We start from the raw sequence: 18,059 nt of genomic DNA, 5'->3' as shown, positions 1-18,059 counted from the left end.
AAAGTTATTTCAATTTGGCTATCACCGTCTGGTTGCCCGTAGTGGCCTGCCCTAACTTGACCAGCACTTCGGTGCCTAACGGCAGGAACACATCCACACGCGAACCGAACTTGATAAAGCCCATGTGTTCGTCGATGTAACATTCGTCGCCCTCCACGGCATAGGTGACAATGCGGCGGGCCATGGCACCGGCTATCTGTCGGGCCATCACCTCCACGCCTTCGGGGGTCTCAATCACCACGGTAGAACGTTCGTTGTCCGTGCTGGCTTTGGGGAGCCACGCCTTCATGAACTTGCCGTTCTGGTGACTGACTTTCTTCACCGTGCCGTCTACGGGATACCAGTTGGCATGCACATTGACCAGGCTCATAAAGATGGATACCATGATACGGCGGTCGTGAAAATATTCGTTTTCTTCCACCTCTTCCACCACGACCACCTTGCCGTCGGCAGGGGCCACCACCACTTTCTCGGTATCCTTTCCAAACAAGCGGATAGGACAACGGAAGAAATTGACCATGATGCCATAGACCACCAGGCTCACAATGGAGGTAATATAAAACGGAATACGGGTATCCAGCCCCCAATAAAGGGCAGCATTGATAAAGAGCAACAACAGGAAACTGCCTGCCAACGTATGTGTACCTTCACGGTGTATGCGTATCTTTTTCAATCTCTTCAAACGAACCATTGTCTCAAATTGCAAGTATTGTTATCAGTCCTTTTTTATACATTAATATAATCTGTGTGCAAAAATAGGCCTTATTTGACAACCAAACAAATAAAGCACACAGAAAATGGCACTTTAGCCGCGTAAACCTTCATTTTAGGAGCGTAAACCTTCATTTTAGCGGCGTAACCCTGAGGTTTGCGGAGAGAGTTGCTTCCAAGCGATAAGAAGCCTGCTTCCAAGCAATAAGGTCCCCGCTTCCAAGCGATAAGAAGTAGACTTCGGACATATAAGCAGAAAATCCCATCCTTCCGGCTTTATCCGCCTTTATGGATAAGTCTGTCCGCGCGTGTCAGGAAGATTCCAATCCCCAGGTGCCGCCCGAGGAAGAAGTAGTGTTTCAGAACTGATTTTTCCGCCAAATAGTTTGCCCGTTTTCATATTTGATTGTACCTTTATGCACTCATTTCGAAAGGTACCTCAAAGATTATGCAAGATTTCGTTCATTTACACGTACATACCCAATACTCTCTGTTGGACGGGCAGGCCAGCGTCAGCCGCTTGGTGGACAAAGCCATGAAAGACGGCATGAAAGGCATCGCCGTGACCGACCACGGCAACATGTTCGGCATCAAAGAGTTTTACAACTACGTCAACAAGAAGAACAGCGGTCCGCGCGGGGAAATTAAAGACTTGAAGAAGCGTATCGCCGAACTGGAAAAGGGCTCGGAAAGCAGCGAACACCCCGAAGAGGAAATAGCAGAATGCCGAGCCAAAATAGCCGAGGCAGAAAGCAAGCTCTTCAAACCCGTCATCGGATGCGAGATGTATGTGGCCCGCCGCACCATGGACCAGAAGGAAGGAAAGCCCGACCAGAGCGGCTGGCACCTCATCGTCCTGGCCAAGAACGAAAAGGGGTACCACAACCTCATCAAATTGGTATCGCGCGCCTGGACAAAGGGATATTACATGCGCCCGCGCACCGACCGCAACGAACTGGAGAAGTATCACGAGGGACTAATCGTCTGCTCGGCGTGCTTAGGCGGCGAGGTGCCCAAGAAGATTACCGCCGACCACTACGACGAAGCCGAAGAGGCTATCCAATGGTATAAGAACTTATTCGGCGACGACTATTACCTGGAACTTCAGCGTCACAAAGCCACTGTGCCCCGTGCCAACCACGAAGCCTATCCCTTGCAACAGAAAGTGAACGCCAAGCTGCTGGAGTATGCCAAGAAATACAATATCAAGGTTATCTGCACCAACGACGTGCACTTCGTGGACGAGGAAAATGCCGAAGCGCACGACCGGCTCATCTGCCTCAGCACCGGCAAGGACTTGGACGACCCTACCCGCATGCTCTATACCAAGCAGGAGTGGATGAAGACCAAGGCGGAGATGAACCAACTGTTTGAAGACATTCCCGAAGCCCTCTCCAACACGCTGGAGATACTCGACAAAGTGGAATATTACTCCATCGACCATGCCCCCATCATGCCAACCTTCGCCATCCCCGAAGATTTCGGAACGGAGGAGGAATATCGCCGGAAATATACCGAGAAGGACCTCTTCGACGAATTCACCCAAGACGAGAATGGCAATGTGGTGCTGGACGAAGCTGCTGCCAACGCCAAAATCAAACGCCTGGGCGGATACGAAAAGCTGTACCGCATCAAACTGGAAGCCGACTATCTGGCCAAGCTGACCTTCGACGGCGCCCAAAAGCTGTATGGCGACCCGCTCTCCGACGAGGTGAAAGAACGCCTGGTGTTCGAACTCTACATCATGAAAACCATGGGTTTCCCAGGCTACTTCCTCATTGTGCAGGACTTTATCAACGCGGCCCGTACCAAGCTGGGCGTGTCTGTCGGACCGGGACGTGGCTCGGCGGCGGGCTCGGCGGTGGCCTACTGTTTGGGCATCACGAAGATAGACCCTATCCAATACGACCTGCTGTTCGAGCGTTTCCTGAACCCCGACCGTATCTCATTGCCCGATATAGATGTTGACTTCGACGATGACGGACGCGGCGATGTGCTGCGCTGGGTGACAGAAAAATACGGCCAGGAAAAGGTGGCACACATCATCACCTACGGCACCATGGCTACGAAGATGGCCATCAAGGACGTGGCGCGTGTGGAGAAACTTCCCCTGTCGGAATCCGACCGCTTGTGCAAGCTGGTGCCCGACAAGATACCCGACAAGAAACTGAACCTGCCCAACGCCATCGCTTACGTGCCCGAACTGCAGGCTGCCGAAGCTTCGCCCGACCCCAAGATGCGCAATACCATCAAGTATGCCAAGATGCTCGAAGGTAATGTGCGTGGCACGGGTGTACATGCCTGTGGCACCATCATTTGCCGCGACGACATCACCGACTGGGTGCCTGTCAGCACGGCAGACGACAAAGAAACGGGCGAGAAGATGCTCGTCACCCAATACGAAGGTTCGGTCATCGAAGATACGGGCCTCATCAAGATGGACTTCTTAGGACTGAAGACGCTCTCCATCATCAAGGAAGCCGTGGCCAACGTGAAACTGCACCGGGGCATCGAACTGGACATCGACAATATCCCTATCGACGACCCCGCTACCTATAAACTTTATTGCGACGGACGTACCGTGGGTACTTTCCAGTTTGAATCGGCCGGTATGCAGAAATACCTGCGCGAACTGCAACCCAGCACGTTCGAGGATCTTATCGCCATGAACGCCCTCTACCGACCGGGCCCCATGGACTATATCCCCGACTTCATCGACCGTAAATGGGGACGTAAACCCATCGAATACGACATCCCCATCATGGAGAAGTACCTGAAGGATACCTACGGCATTACTGTCTACCAGGAGCAGGTCATGCTACTTTCGCGCCTGCTGGCCAACTTCACCCGAGGCGAATCCGACGCCCTGCGCAAGGCCATGGGTAAGAAGCTGCGCGACAAGCTGGACCACATGAAGCCCAAGTTCATTGAAGGAGGCAAGAAGAACGGCCACGACCCGAAGGTATTGGAGAAGATTTGGGCCGACTGGGAGAAATTCGCCTCTTACGCCTTCAACAAGTCGCATGCCACGTGCTACTCGTGGGTGGCCTATCAGACGGCTTACCTCAAAGCCAATTACCCCGCCGAATACATGGCCGCCGTGATGAGCCGAAGCCTGTCGAACATTACCGACATCACCAAGCTGATGGACGAGTGTAAAGCCATGGGCATCAAAGTGCTGGGACCGGATGTAAACGAAAGTAACCTGAAGTTCACCGTCAACGCCGAAGGCAATATCCGCTTTGGATTGGGAGCCATCAAGGGCGTGGGCGAAAGTGCCGTGCAAAGCATTGTAGAAAACCGCGAGAAGGACGGTCCTTACAAAGGCATCTTCGACTTTGTGCAGCGCGTCAACCTGAATGCCTGCAACAAGAAGAACCTGGAATGCCTGGCACTGGCCGGAGGCTTCGACAGTTTCCCCGAACTGACCCGCGAACAATACTTCACGGCCAATGCCAAAAACGAAAGCTTCCTCGAAACATTGGTGCGCTATGGCAACCGCTACCAGACAGACTGCGCCATGGCAGCCAACTCGCTTTTCGGAGGTGAGAACCTGGTAGAAGTGGCCACGCCCGAAATATTGCCTGCCGAACGATGGAGCGACTTGGACCGGCTGAACAAGGAACGTGACTTGGTGGGAATCTACCTCTCTGCCCACCCGCTGGACGAATATGCCGTGATTCTGGAAAATGTGTGCAACACGCACATGAGCGAACTGGAAAACAAAGAAGCACTCGCCAGCCGCGAAATCACCATGGGAGGCATGGTCACCGCCCTGCGCCGGGGCATCAGCAAAAACGGAAATCCCTACGGCATTGCACGCATCGAAGACTATTCGGGTTCGGCGGAGATTCCTTTCTTTGGCAACGACTGGGTGACGTGGCAAGGCTATCTGGGCGAGCGCACCTTCCTCTTCATCAAGGCACGCTGCCAGCCCAAACAGTGGAGACAGAATGAGCTGGAACTGAAAATCACCTCGATAGAGCTGTTGCCCGATGTCAAAGAAAAGCTTATCGAAAAGATTACGATATTCATTCCCCTGAGTCTGCTGAACAAAGCCCTGATTGCCGAACTGGCCGAGCTGACCAAAAGCCATCCGGGCAACGCCCAACTGTGTTTCAAGGTGACAGACAAAGACAGCAAAATGGCGGTGGATCTCGTGTCGCGCCCTGTCAAACTGAACGTGGGACGCGAACTGATTTCATATTTAAAAGGACATCCTGAACTTGAATTCCGGATAAATTGACTATATTTGCCACGGGAAAAACTTACATTTCATAACTCTTAATACATAAAACAATGGCACTGAACATTAATGAGAACAATTACAAAGAACTGCTGGCAGGCGACAAGCCTGTAGTCATCGACTTCTGGGCAACGTGGTGCGGTCCTTGCCGCATGGTAGGCCCCATCATCGACGAATTGGCTACTGAATACGAAGGCCGCGCCGTCATCGGCAAATGCGATGTGGAAGAGAATAACGACCTGGCCATGGAATACGGCATCCGCAACATACCTGCCGTACTCTTCTTCAAGAACGGAGAACTGGCAGACAAACAGATCGGTTCGGCTCCCAAGGCAACTTACGTCAGCAAACTGGAAGCCCTGCTCTGAGACCGACGCAATGTACTATGACCGTTTCACCCTCTAAAAGATAAATGATATGAGACAAGAAGACGACTTTCTGCAGGATGACCTCGATGATGAAAAGACTATCGAATTCATCAAAAGCTACCTGCCGCAGGAACTGAAAGACAAGTTCACGGACGACGAGTTCTACTACTTCCTCGACCTGATTGACGAGTATTACGCCCAAAGCGGCATTCTCGATGCGCAACCCGATGACGATGGCTGCATTGAAATCGACTTGGAAAAAGTCGTTGACTACATCATCAAAGAAGCACGCAAGGATGAAATGGGCGAGTATGACCCCGAGGAACTGCTTTTCATCGTACAAGGCGAGATGGAATATGCCGACTCGCTGGATGACGAAAACTGAACGCAAGCCGACCCGAAAACGCGTATATTCATTGTTGAAAATACATATACACGCGTTTACAACTGCGTATATACTGCCTGAAACGCGTATATACGCAGTTTTTCATACCCCGCCACAGTCCACACCAACATTTTCAGCCAAAGCAAAACACACGCTACGTACACACGTATTTGTTTTTTCCCTATCTTTGCGGCACGAAAAAGAAATAACCAAATAAAGCTATTGAACCATGCTTACCATCAAACAAATTACCGAGAACACCGACGCCGTGGTGCGCGGACTCGAAAAGAAACACTTCAAGAATGCCAAGGAGACCATCGAACAGGTGCTCGCCCTCAACAACAAGCGCAAAAGCACGCAGGTCGTGCTGGACACGAACCTGGCCGAGGTGAATACCACCTCCAAGGCCATCGGCGCGCTGATGAAGGAAGGCAAGAAAGATGAAGCTGAAGCCGCCAAAGCACGCGTGGCCTCGCTGAAAGAAACCAACAAAACCCTGCAGGCAGACATGGACCAGGCGGCACACGACCTGCAACAGTTGCTCTACACCATCCCCAACGTGCCCTACGAAGAAGTGCCCGAAGGCAATGGCGCCGAAGACAACCTCGTGGTCAAGATGGGGGGCATGGAAACACCCCTGCCCAAAGACGCACTGCCCCACTGGGAACTGGCCAAGAAGTATGACATCATCGACTTCGACCTGGGTGTGAAGATTACCGGCGCCGGATTTCCCGTCTACAAAGGCAAAGGCGCCCGCCTGCAACGCGCCCTCATCAACTTCTTCCTGGACGAAGCACGCGCATCGGGCTACACCGAAGTGATGCCACCCACGGTGGTCAACGCCGCCTCGGGATACGGCACCGGCCAACTGCCCGACAAGGAAGGACAAATGTACCACTGCGAGGTGGATGACCTCTACCTTATCCCGACTGCCGAGGTACCCGTGACGAACATCTACCGCGACGTCATCCTCGACGAGAAGGACCTCCCCATCAAGAACTGTGCTTACACTGAGTGTTTCCGCCGCGAAGCCGGCAGCTATGGCAAGGACGTGCGCGGACTGAACCGTCTGCATGAGTTCTCCAAGGTTGAGCTGGTGCGTATCGACAAGCCCGAACACAGCCGCCAGAGCCATCAGGAGATGCTGGACCACGTAGAGGGTCTGCTGCAGAAACTCGAACTTCCCTACCGCATCCTGCGCCTCTGCGGTGGCGACATCAGCTTCACGGCCGCCATCTGCTACGACTTCGAGGTCTACAGCGAGGCGCAGAAGCGTTGGTTGGAAGTCAGCTCCGTGTCTAACTTCGATACTTACCAGGCCAACCGCCTGAAATGCCGCTATCGCACGGCAGACAAGAAAACCGAATTGTGTCACACGCTCAACGGCTCGGCCCTCGCCCTGCCCCGCATCGTGGCTGCCCTGCTGGAGAACAACCAGACACCGGAAGGAATCCGCATCCCCAAGGCACTGGTGCCCTACTGTGGATTCGACATGATTGACTGATACACATTATTATTACACAAGAAAAGAAGGCAGGGGCTTGCAAAGTTCCTGCCTTTCTTTTACCTTTGCCATATCGAACCAATTAGTAGAAGGAACAAACTATGGAAGCAACCGTATCATTGGATTATCTGTGGAAACTGATACAATCGCTCAGCCCCGACAACAAACGCTGGCTGGCCGGCAAGCTCTACGAAGAAGTGGAGGAAGAAGAGAAACAACGCCTCAAGCCCTACACCATGGAGGAAATCAATGGCTGGATTGATGAATCACTGGCCGATGAAAAGGCCGGACGAGTATATACCACGGAAGAAGTCAGGCACATGATGGAAAACAAATACCCTTGGCTATGCGAGTAATATGGAATGCCAAGGCTACCCGCCAACTCAACCAACTGCTTGCCTATGCGGAGCAAGAGTTTGGTCGGCGGGTCATGCAAAACATCTACCATCGCTTGCTCAGCTATGAGCCGTTGCTGGCCGCCAATCCCGGCATGGGTCGCAAGGAGCCACTATTGGCAGAGCACCCTGAAGGCTTCCGGAGTATCGTAGTACACAAGTATTGCAAGTTGGTGTACCATGTAGAGGCCGATACTATCCGCATCGCCGCCCTTTGGGACACCCGCCGCGAACCCGTCCGGCAGGCCGACGGACTAACCGGAAGCGACACCCATAACCCATAACACCCATATAACAAAAATAGAAGGAAACGAAAACCCACTCATCTTCGCCTTCCCCGACCGGGAAGTCAACTGCACGACATCGACCGAAGCCCTGACAAGCCGCCTGCTGGAGAGGGCGGACATCTCCATCATCGATTTCTTCCTATGCTTCAACCAGGGTGGAACAACAGCCTCCTCTCCTTCTGGGAAATATCTGATTCTGATAAGCTTACCAGGGAAGAATCTGCTTTCACGCATCTTTCATACACCTTACTGCCTTTCCAGCCTTGCTTCATCTATATATGAAAGCAGCTTCAAAGGTATGGGAAGTTTGCTACGGATACCTTAGAAAGACAAGCAATATACATATAGCAGTCATACCGACAGAACAACACAGGCCAGAGCAGACTGACGGGAGCCTGGACTAACGCTAAAAAAACACAAGAAAGGAGGATGTCGGGACGGACGTTCTCCTTTTTTTCGTACATTTGCGGGGAAGTAAAAACGTATGGAAAGATATATCATCAGCCACACGCTCAACACGTAATTACACATACTAACTAATATGAACAAGATTCTTCACAAAGAACATTTCTCCGAAAAGGTCTTCAAACTCGTTGTTGAAGCACCGCTTATCGCCCGGTCGCGCAAGGCCGGGCACTTCGTTATCGTCCGCGTCGGCGAGAAGGGCGAACGTATGCCCCTCACTATCGCCGAAGCCGACCCCGTGGCCGGTACCATCACCCTCGTCGTGCAGGAAGTGGGCCTCTCCTCCACCCGCCTCTGCGAACTGAACGAAGGCGACTATATCACCGACGTTGTCGGCCCGCTGGGACAAGCCACGCACATTGAGAAATTCGGCACCGTGGTCTGCGCCGGAGGTGGTGTGGGCGTTGCTCCGATGCTGCCCATCGTACAGGCCCTGAAGGCGGCAGGCAACCGCGTCATCACCGTACTTGCCGGACGCACCAAGGAACTGATTATACTGGAAAAAGAGATGCGCGCCTCCAGCGATGAAGTCATCATCATGACCGACGATGGTTCATACGGACAGAAAGGCCTCGTCACGCAGGGTGTCGAACAAGTTATCCTGCGCGAGAAGGTAGACAAATGCTTCGCCATCGGCCCTGCCATCATGATGAAGTTCGTCTGCCTGCTCACCAAGAAATACAACATTCCTACCGACGTGTCACTCAACACCATCATGGTGGACGGCACGGGCATGTGCGGCGCCTGCCGTATCACCGTGGGCGGCAAGACCAAGTTTGTGTGCGTGGACGGCCCTGAGTTCGACGGACACCAGGTGGACTTCGACGAGATGCTGAAACGCATGGGTGCCTTCAAGCCCTACGAGCAGGAAGAGATGCACAAATTAGAGCATCCCGACACCTGCCAGGCCACGGGCGAACCCGTTCAACCCGCCGAAGAAGACAAGACCCGCAACGCTCCCTGGCGCGTAGAGCTGCGCAAGTCCATGAAACCGAAGGAGCGCACCGCCATCCCCCGCGTCCAAATGCCTGAGCTCGACCCCGAATACCGCAGCCACAGCCGCCGCGAGGAGGTGAACCTCGGCCTCAACGAAGAGCAGGCACTGACCGAGGCCAAACGGTGCCTGGACTGCGCCAACCCCGGCTGTATGCAGGGTTGCCCCGTGGGCATCGACATCCCGCGCTTCATCAAACATATCGAAAAAGGCGAGTTCCTCGAAGCTGCTAAAACCCTGAAGGAGACCAGCGCCCTGCCCGCCGTATGTGGTCGTGTCTGCCCGCAGGAGAAGCAGTGCGAATCGAAATGTATCCATCTGAAAATGAACGAGCCTGCTGTGGCCATCGGCTACCTGGAACGCTTTGCCGCCGACTACGAACGCGACAGCGGCCAAATCTCCGTGCCCGAGATTAAGGAGAGAAACGGTATCAAGGTGGCCGTCGTAGGAAGCGGTCCCGCCGGTCTGTCCTTCGCAGGCGACATGGCGAAGAAGGGCTACGACGTGACTGTATTCGAAGCCCTGCACGAGATTGGCGGCGTGCTGAAATACGGTATTCCCGAATTCCGCTTGCCCAATAAGATTGTGGACGTGGAGATAGACAACCTCGCCAAGATGGGCGTGCAGTTCGAGAAAGACTGCATCATCGGCAAGACACTCAGCATCGCCGAACTGAAAGAAGCCGGATTCCGCGGTGTATTCGTGGCCAGCGGTGCCGGCCTGCCCAACTTCATGGGCATCCCCGGCGAGAACTCGATAAACATCCTCTCATCCAACGAATACCTGACGCGTGTCAACCTGATGGACGCTGCCAGCGAAGACAGTGACACCCCTGTGCCCTTTGGCAAGCGTGTGGCAGTCATCGGCGGCGGCAATACGGCCATGGACTCCGTGCGCACCGCCCGCCGTCTGGGTGCCGAGCGTGCCATCATCGTCTACCGCCGCAGCGAGGCCGAAATGCCCGCCCGCATCGAAGAGGTGAAACACGCCAAGGAAGAGGGCGTAGAGTTCATGACACTGCACAACCCCATCGAATATATTGCCGACGAGCAGGGACGCGTGAAACAAATCGTCCTCCAGAAGATGGAACTGGGCGAGCCCGATGCCAGCGGCCGCCGCAGCCCCGTGCCCATCCCCGGTGCCACGGAAACGCTGGACATTGACCTGGCCATCGTCAGCGTGGGCGTATCGCCCAACCCCATCGTGCCTCACTCCGTCGAAGGATTGGAACTGGGCCGTAAGGGCACCATCGCCGTGAACGACGACATGCAGTCGTCCATCCCCTTCCTCTTCGCCGGAGGCGACATCGTGCGCGGCGGTGCAACGGTCATCCTGGCCATGGGCGACGGGCGGCGTGCAGCTGCTGCGATGGACAAGCAGTTGCGCGGCTGAAGATAACTGATTAACAATAACAAAGGCTTACGTGCTTCTTCCACAGAAGACGTAAGCCTATATTTTTCTCAACATGGTAAAGATTATCTGGAAAGGATTTACCGAACACGTCATTCGTGCCCCGCGCCGACCGTTGCCTCCCGACGTCCACCCGCTTCTCATCCCCCGGCGGCACTATTGGTTGAAAGCTATCCTGTTGGCCGCTCCCGTCTATCTCCCCATATTAGCTTCGCTCTACTTAAAGAACTACCTGCTGCAAACCGACCTGCGGGACAAACCGTGGATAGTGGCAGGCATGGCACTGGCCCTGCTATTGGGGCCTCTGCACGAGTGTCTGCATGCCTGGTGCTATCCCAAGGGAGCCACGGCGTATATTGGCGTGCTTTACAAGCGCTTCCTTTTCTATATGGATTGCGGGGCATCCATCAGCCGGGGAAGGTATTTCGTGATGTGTCTGCTGCCGATGCTGCTCTGTATCCTTCCTTGGATTATCTTCCTGCTCTGTCCAGCCGAAGCCAAGGCCCTGGCTTCGTTGTGTTGGGGGTGCGCCATCATGAGTGCCGTTGGCCCTGCTCCCGACTATATGAACGCACTCTGTGCCTGGCGACAGGTTCCGCGCGGAGGATACATGCAGGAGGGAGAAGACGGACGGGATTATTGGTACGTCTCTACGGCAACAACGCCAGACAATACAAATATACATCATAAATAAAAGCCAAACGTGAATCTATATCAGAACAAATACCGCATACCAACAGCACGTGCAACATGGCATGACTATAGCGGTGGAGCATATTTTATAACGATATGTACTGCCGGACGTATGCATTATTTCGGTGAAATTGAAAACGGAGAGATGCAATTGTCTGCTATAGGAAAGATTGCGTCTGACCATTTTTCCAATGTATCTATTCATTATCCGTATGCAGAAATTCCATTGTTCGTTGTTATGCCCAACCATATCCACGCCATTGTAATTATTGATGGTAATGACGGCAATTATAGAGACGCGATTAATCGCGTCTCTACTGCAACAGAAACGACAACGGTAATATCACGAAATCCTATGATATATAAATCATTGGGAACGGTCATTCGTGGCGTGAAGGCACGTATCAGCCGTATGGCACATCTGAACGGTATCCCATTCGGGTGGCAGGCCCGTTTCTACGACCATATCATTCGCAACCAAGATGAAATGAACCGTATCGCCACCTATATATACCATAATGTCAGCCAGTGGGATTTAGATGAATTGAATAAGGCAGAATGATATTAAATGATGTAGAGACGCGATTAATCGCGTCTCTACCACAAACATATCAAACGAAACAATAAACAGATTCGTTTACACCAGCCGGTTCGTCGCCGGGTCGGGGAAGATGACCATCGGCTTGAAAGACTTGGCCTCCTCGAAGTCCATCAGGGCGTAGGACATGATGATGACGATGTCGTCCGGTTGCACCTTGCGGGCGGCGGCACCGTTCAGGCAGATGCAACCCGACCCGCGTTCTCCTTTGATGATGTAGGTTTCGAAGCGTTCACCGTTGTTGTTGTCTACGATGGCCACCTTCTCGCCGGCAATCATGCCCGCGGCATCCAGCAGGTCTTCATCAATGGTGATGCTGCCCATGTAGTTGAGGTTGGCCTCAGTAACGCGGGCGCAGTGGATTTTCGATTTCAGAACTTCTATCAACATTCTCCTTATTCCTTATATTTAATGTTATCAATCAGGCGCACTTCACCGCAGAACACAGTAATGCAGCCCACTGGATAGGTCGTATCCTTCCACTCAGCAATGCTTTGCAACGTATTGCCGTCTACTAGTTCAAAATATTCGAGACGAAGTCCCTCGGCTGCTGCGATACGGTCTTCCACAAACTGCCTGGTCTCCTGCACGGTATGCGTCTTGGCATAGTCTACGCTGGCAAAGAGCGTCTGCGAGATTTGCAGGGCCTGCGTGCGCTGTTGGGGCGTCAGACGGGCATTACGGCTACTTAGAGCCAGACCGTCGGCTTCGCGGACTATCGGGCAACCCACAATCTGAAGAGGGAAATGCATCTGCCGCACCATCTCACGAACGATGGCCAACTGCTGGAAGTCTTTCTCGCCAAAGTAGGCACGGTCGGGCTTCACCATATCGAAAAGCTTGCTGACCACCTGGCACACGCCGTTGAAGTGGCCGGGACGGAATTGGCCTTCCATCACCGTGTCCAGTGGCGCGTAGCTGAACTGACGCGTATCAGGCTCAGGATACACCTCCTCCACCGACGGAGCAAAGGCGATGGTGGCTCCGTGCGTTTCGAGCAGACGGCAATCTGCCTCCAGCGTGCGCGGATACTTCTGCAAATCATTTTTGTCATTGAATTGGGTGGGATTGACGAAAACACTGACTACCGTCACATCGTTTTCACGCACACTGCGGTCTACCAGCGAGGCATGACCGGCATGCAACGCACCCATCGTGGGCACCAAGCCCACACTCTTACCTTCGGCCCGCAAGGCAGACAACTCGGCCTGCAAGGCTGCGACTGTATGAATTACTTTCATTGCACAGAAAAGTTATGTAAAAATAGCTACAAATCGACTTTACTATCTACGATATGGCACCGCAGGCAACGCTCATTCCGTCATTCCCTCTATCCAAACAATCTACAGAGAATCAACATTGCTTGTCTGTCCACACCGTTTCCCGCTTGACAACGAGCCCATGCCGCTGCTAAGCGGGTGCAAAATAAGTCATTATTTGCCACATAACGAAGGAATCGTGCAAATTTATGCCAACACAATTGCCAGAACAGGTCCCAGACAGGACCTGTCCGGCTATTTTCTTCCTGGAAGAGCCCCGGCTTCAACGGGGTATTTTCAGGCGTAGATAACACAGAACCCACGGTTCATTCGTCAATAACAATGTCAAACTGGTCGTAAGAAGCCGTGCGCCAGGCCAGCTTCTCCGTCAGGGGCGACAAAGCGAACAGGGGCGAGAAGGTACGCACGCCGATAGTCTTACCATCCGGCTTGAATTCCAAGATGCGCAACCAGCCATCTCCACCGTTGCCAAACCATTGCCCGTCAGCTGTCTGGGCATTAAACATCATCTGTGCCACCGACTTGCCGAGGTGGTTCTTGTCGGTGCGGAAACTTACCTGCTTGGAGTAATCGCGGGTGTTCAGACATTCATGGCCGCACACCACCAGCCGAATGTTGTCCGACGGATAAACCAACTTCTGCCAGACAGCTTCCGGATAATTGGCCGGTCTCATCCGGTAATTGTCCTCACTCACAAAACGTTCTCCCTTATAGTCCAAGAAAGAGTGTGTCAGCAGAATAACCTTGTGATGTTTATATTGCGGACTTCCGACCACGCTTTTGGCCCATTCGATGGCCTCATCGCGCGGAGAGAATTCAAGAGAAACCACCAACAGTTTTCCCCACGTGTCTGTCACCAACTCGTATGCAGCGTTTTCCAAAGTCGGAATGCCCTCATAATTGGTACCGACTGCCACCAAGGTTTTCTTCCAACAACTGTTACGCTCTGCCGGGAAATAACGGTGCAAGTTCGTGCGGCGGACTTCCGATGATTGATACCCATAATCATGATTACCGGTGCAAACGACATAGGGAATCTTATGATCCAGACGTTCGAATGCCCGCGATACAGATTGCCATTGTTCTTCACTGGTCTGGTCACCGTTCACATAATCCGGCACTCTGATTTCGTTCTGCTCCACCAAGTCGCCGGTACACAAGACACTTTTAATGCGGAGCGTGTCTATGTTGTTGGCAATCCAAGCTGTCTGCAACTCAAAAAGAGGCTGGTTCGCTGCAAATTTAACATAGCTCTGCGGGTCGGGAATCACTATCATGGAAAAAGAATTTTTGTCGGCCAATTTTGCGTTGACCGGATAAATCTGGGCAAAAGAAAGCGCAGACTGTAGTGCCAAGATGCCCGCAAGAATCACAAGTCTGATTTTCATAAACAAAATTATTGATTTATAACCTGATTAAGTTTTAAAGTTATCAGCTGAAAAAGTTTTCTTCTTTCCCTACAAATCATATCCAAGCCACCAGGCTTGAAGCAATTACCACTCTGAGGAATTCAGAAAAAACACAACGGCAAGTTATCAAGAAAATCCTGAACCTGCAAGAAAGAAAGCAAAAATATGATTGGCATGAGATAGGAGATGCCATTTTCCATTTCACCCCAACGGGTTGTCCATGCTGTTGCCAGCCTGCAGCCGTAGTGGCAACGGGCGCCCTATACTTCAGCAGCAGATTCCTTATAGATTAGCAGACAGCTTCTTATCGCTTAAGAACACGCTCCTAAGCTATAAGAAGGAAGTGAAAGAGGCGTGAAAAGCCATCTTCCCAGGCAATATGCTAAAAGACAGTATGTTGGGGCATCCAAGAAGGAAGAGCGATGCTTCAGGTGACTTTCCCGCTCCAAAAAGAAAAAAAATCCCTCTACGGATGCTCTCCATGAAAGCTCAAAGTAACATAACAGCCCCATGCTATCAGGCTAATATTCAACCCAACAGCCCGTCCAAATCCTTAAAAACAAGCCCGTACGAGAATGTTAAAAACCTGAATAACAACCGCTTAACAAATCATAAGGAATAATAGGAATCAGTATTCTGTACGTCAAAGCGTTTTTTTTCGTATCTTTGCACCATAAAACGAGACATTGCGATTATGACAAAGGTGAACAAGGTTTTATTTATTACCCAGGAAATTACTCCTTACGTATCTGACTCCGAATTAGCACTGATGGGCCGGAACTTGCCCGCTGCCATCCAGGACAGAGGCCGTGAAATACGGACATTCATGCCCAAATGGGGAAACATCAACGAGCGCCGCAACCAGTTGCACGAAGTCATCCGCCTCTCCGGCATGAACCTCATCATCGATGACACCGACCATCCGCTCATCATCAAAGTGGCTTCCATACAGTCTGCCCGAATGCAGGTCTATTTCATCGACAACGACGATTATTTCCAGAACCGCCTGCAAGCAACCGATGAGAACGGCAACGAATACACGGACAACGATGAACGTGCCGTGTTCTATGCCCGCGGTGTACTGGAAACCGTGAAGAAGTTGCGCTGGTGTCCCAATGTCATTCATTGCCACGGCTGGATGACCGCCCTCGCCCCGCTCTATATCAAACGGGCATACAAGGACGAACCTTCCTTCCGCGACAGCAAAGTGATATACTCACTCTACCAAAGCGACTTTAAACAGCCTTTCGAAGCAAACTTTGTCAGCAAGACATTGGTGAAGGGGGTAACTAAGAAAGACTTGGCCGAAGTGAAGTCGCCCGTAGACTTTATCGCGCTGAACAAGCTGGCCATAGATTATTCCGACGGTATTGTGCAGCAAAGCGAACAGGTGGCTCCCGAATTGCTGGAGTACGCCCGCCAAAGCGGCAAACCTTTCTTGGAATATGCCGCCGACAATTATGCTGACGCCTGCAACAGTTTCTACGACTTAGTAGCAGGTTCGGAAGGCAATGAAGAAGAATAACTAACATCTCATTCAGATACATTACTACTTGACAACTATGAAATGGAAGCATCTTGGAGCCTTACTCGCCGCCATCGCGGTGTTCTCCGCTTGCGACGAAGAAACAGGCTCGCTGGGCATGGACATGCTGCCCAGCTCCGATGAAATGTCGGCGCATACTGTTTCTTTTGATGTAATGACAGAATCAGTCTTGGCCGAATCCGTATTCGCCAAATCCAGCACAGGATATATCGGACGCTTCAGTGACCCTGATTTTGGATACTACGAGGCCGGATTCCTTACTGCCCTGGCCAGTACAGAAAACTTTTCGCTACCCGAAGTTTACAAAGAAACGGATTGGGATGAGGAAGGAAACGCCATTAAGGCTACCGGTGCCATAACGGGAGACAGTGTGACGGCGGTACAGTTGGTGGTGTTTTATAGCAATTGGTTCGGCGATTCACTCAACGCTTGCCGCATGAGTGCGTACGAACTGAACACTGCGCTCGATTACGACCAACGCTATACCAATCTGGACCCGAAACAATATTATGATGAAAGCGGATTGTTAGGACGCGTTGCCTATTCGGCCTACGACACAACTGTACCCGATTCGGTACGTAACGCAACCGATTCCAGCGGCAATTCTACCTACTCGCCGAGCATCATCTTCAGACTCGACCCGGAAGAATTCGGACAGAAACGCATTCTTGAACCCTACCGAGCCAATCCCGAACTGTTCCGTGGAGCGGACGCACTGGTGAAAAACAATATATTTAACGGGGTATATCTGACTACCGACCAAGGTGACGGAACGATTCTTTACGCCGACCGCGTAGACCTTCGCCTGCAATTCCAATTCTACTATACCAACGACAGTACAGGCGTGAAACTTAAGAAGGCAGATGGAACAGATTCCACCTATTACGGCATAAACACTGTATTCTCTTCTACTAAGGAGGTATCGCAAATCAATCATTTCGCCAACACAGAGAAGCTTATTGCCAAGGCTGCCGAAAAGGATTGGACGTACCTAAAGTCACCGGCAGGTATTTTCACGCAAGCTACCCTTCCTTATGATGAAATCTATGAGCAACTGGCCAACGACACGCTGAACGCAGCCCGCCTGACTTTCACCAACTACCGCCAGGAAGACAAGCACGACTTCAGCATGAGTGCCCCCAGCCAGGTGCTGTTAGTGCGCAAGCAAGATTACATTGACTTCTTCGAGAACAATGACGTGCCCGACAATATCACTTCTTACGTAACAACACATAATAATACTGGCACCAACCAATATACGTTCCGGAATATAGCCCGTCTGGTAACAACCTGCATCAACGAAAAACGGCAGGCACAGCAGGAAGCTGGAAGCAACTGGAACGAAGAGCAATGGATGAACGAGCATCCCGATTGGAATAAAGTGCTGCTGATACCTGTCAATGTCACTTACGATACTTCTTCCAGTTCCAGCAGTAGCCAAACAGCACGCATCATTGGCATCCAGCATAATTTAGCGCCGAGCTATACCAGGCTGCAAGGAGGACCGGAACGTGAAGGCGGCGAAGGTACTCCGCTAAAGAATCCGCTGAAATTAGAAGTAACCTACACGCACTTTTATGAATGAATAAAGGCATGCACGCCATAGAACATGTACGCCATAAAATGCCCGATAATGCCATAAACGGCATGGCATACAGAATCCAACAATGAAGCAACTTTTGTTCATCTGATTCTACAATAAAAGCTCTCACCCAAACCAACAGGTGAGAGCTTTTTTCTTATAAGAAACAAGAAGAAGTAAACAGTT

General features: G+C 51.9%; 15 protein-coding genes. 11 read left to right on the top strand and 4 right to left on the bottom strand.

The window, feature by feature from the left end:
• Positions 1-4: 4 nt before the first annotated feature.
• Complete coding sequence (locus B5F34_RS07925; RefSeq protein WP_087337031.1) at positions 5-691, bottom strand: phosphatidylserine decarboxylase family protein; 687 nt, start codon at positions 689-691, stop codon at positions 5-7.
• Between the two features lie 468 nt (positions 692-1,159).
• On the opposite strand from B5F34_RS07925, the gene dnaE reads away from it, so the two are divergent.
• The 9 genes from dnaE to B5F34_RS17875 all read left to right on the top strand — a co-directional run bounded on the left by dnaE (position 1,160) and on the right by B5F34_RS17875 (position 12,020).
• On the top strand, positions 1,160-4,957 hold the full coding sequence (dnaE, locus tag B5F34_RS07920; protein WP_087337028.1) for a DNA polymerase III subunit alpha: 3,798 nt from the start codon (positions 1,160-1,162) through the stop codon (positions 4,955-4,957).
• 53 nt (positions 4,958-5,010) lie between these two features.
• Positions 5,011-5,325 (top strand): thioredoxin, encoded by a 315-nt coding sequence (gene trxA, locus B5F34_RS07915; protein WP_087337025.1) that lies wholly within the window; start codon positions 5,011-5,013, stop codon positions 5,323-5,325.
• A 49-nt stretch (positions 5,326-5,374) separates the two neighbouring features.
• Entirely contained in the window at positions 5,375-5,710 is a 336-nt protein-coding gene (locus B5F34_RS07910; RefSeq protein ID WP_087337021.1) for a hypothetical protein, read from the top strand.
• Between the two features lie 229 nt (positions 5,711-5,939).
• Positions 5,940-7,214, top strand: a complete 1,275-nt coding sequence (serS, locus tag B5F34_RS07905) for a serine--tRNA ligase (protein WP_087337018.1) — start codon at positions 5,940-5,942, stop codon at positions 7,212-7,214.
• Between the two features lie 101 nt (positions 7,215-7,315).
• Positions 7,316-7,570: a hypothetical protein gene (locus B5F34_RS07900; RefSeq protein ID WP_087337014.1), complete on the top strand. Its 255-nt coding sequence runs from the start codon at positions 7,316-7,318 to the stop codon at positions 7,568-7,570.
• On the top strand, positions 7,561-7,893 hold the full coding sequence (locus tag B5F34_RS07895; RefSeq protein ID WP_087337011.1) for a type II toxin-antitoxin system RelE/ParE family toxin: 333 nt from the start codon (positions 7,561-7,563) through the stop codon (positions 7,891-7,893). The genes B5F34_RS07900 and B5F34_RS07895 overlap by 10 nt, the downstream gene beginning before the upstream one ends.
• A 544-nt stretch (positions 7,894-8,437) precedes the next feature.
• Complete coding sequence (locus B5F34_RS07885) at positions 8,438-10,747, top strand: bifunctional dihydroorotate dehydrogenase B NAD binding subunit/NADPH-dependent glutamate synthase (RefSeq protein ID WP_087337005.1); 2,310 nt, start codon at positions 8,438-8,440, stop codon at positions 10,745-10,747.
• Positions 10,748-10,820: 73 nt separating this feature from the next.
• Complete coding sequence (locus tag B5F34_RS07880) at positions 10,821-11,459, top strand: DUF3267 domain-containing protein (RefSeq protein WP_087337002.1); 639 nt, start codon at positions 10,821-10,823, stop codon at positions 11,457-11,459.
• Between the two features lie 354 nt (positions 11,460-11,813).
• A complete protein-coding gene (locus tag B5F34_RS17875; RefSeq protein WP_239448869.1) occupies positions 11,814-12,020 on the top strand; it encodes a hypothetical protein in 207 nt (68 codons plus the stop codon).
• 75 nt (positions 12,021-12,095) lie between these two features.
• Here B5F34_RS17875 and panD read toward each other — a convergent pair whose 3' ends face one another.
• The 3 genes from panD to B5F34_RS07860 form a co-directional block, all read right to left on the bottom strand.
• Positions 12,096-12,446 carry an aspartate 1-decarboxylase gene (gene panD, locus B5F34_RS07870; RefSeq protein WP_087336997.1) on the bottom strand — a complete coding sequence of 117 codons (351 nt, stop codon included), beginning with the start codon at positions 12,444-12,446 and terminating at the stop codon, positions 12,096-12,098.
• Positions 12,447-12,451: 5 nt separating this feature from the next.
• On the bottom strand, positions 12,452-13,297 hold the full coding sequence (panC, locus tag B5F34_RS07865) for a pantoate--beta-alanine ligase (RefSeq protein WP_087336994.1): 846 nt from the start codon (positions 13,295-13,297) through the stop codon (positions 12,452-12,454).
• A gap of 344 nt (positions 13,298-13,641) precedes the next feature.
• Complete coding sequence (locus B5F34_RS07860; protein WP_087336991.1) at positions 13,642-14,724, bottom strand: metallophosphoesterase; 1,083 nt, start codon at positions 14,722-14,724, stop codon at positions 13,642-13,644.
• A 715-nt stretch (positions 14,725-15,439) separates the two neighbouring features.
• Here B5F34_RS07860 and B5F34_RS07850 point away from each other — a divergent pair.
• Together B5F34_RS07850 and B5F34_RS07845 are read left to right on the top strand one after the other, a co-directional pair.
• The gene (locus B5F34_RS07850) at positions 15,440-16,270 is read left to right on the top strand and encodes a glycogen/starch synthase (protein WP_087336986.1); all 831 of its coding nucleotides are present in this window, start codon (positions 15,440-15,442) and stop codon (positions 16,268-16,270) included.
• Between the two features lie 37 nt (positions 16,271-16,307).
• Positions 16,308-17,876, top strand: a complete 1,569-nt coding sequence (locus B5F34_RS07845; protein WP_087336983.1) for a DUF4270 domain-containing protein — start codon at positions 16,308-16,310, stop codon at positions 17,874-17,876.
• Positions 17,877-18,059 lie beyond the last annotated feature (183 nt).

Source organism: Mediterranea sp. An20 (assembly GCF_002160055.1).
GTDB classification, from domain to species: domain Bacteria; phylum Bacteroidota; class Bacteroidia; order Bacteroidales; family Bacteroidaceae; genus Bacteroides; species Bacteroides avicola.
This window is presented reverse-complemented; position numbering and strand designations above follow the sequence as displayed.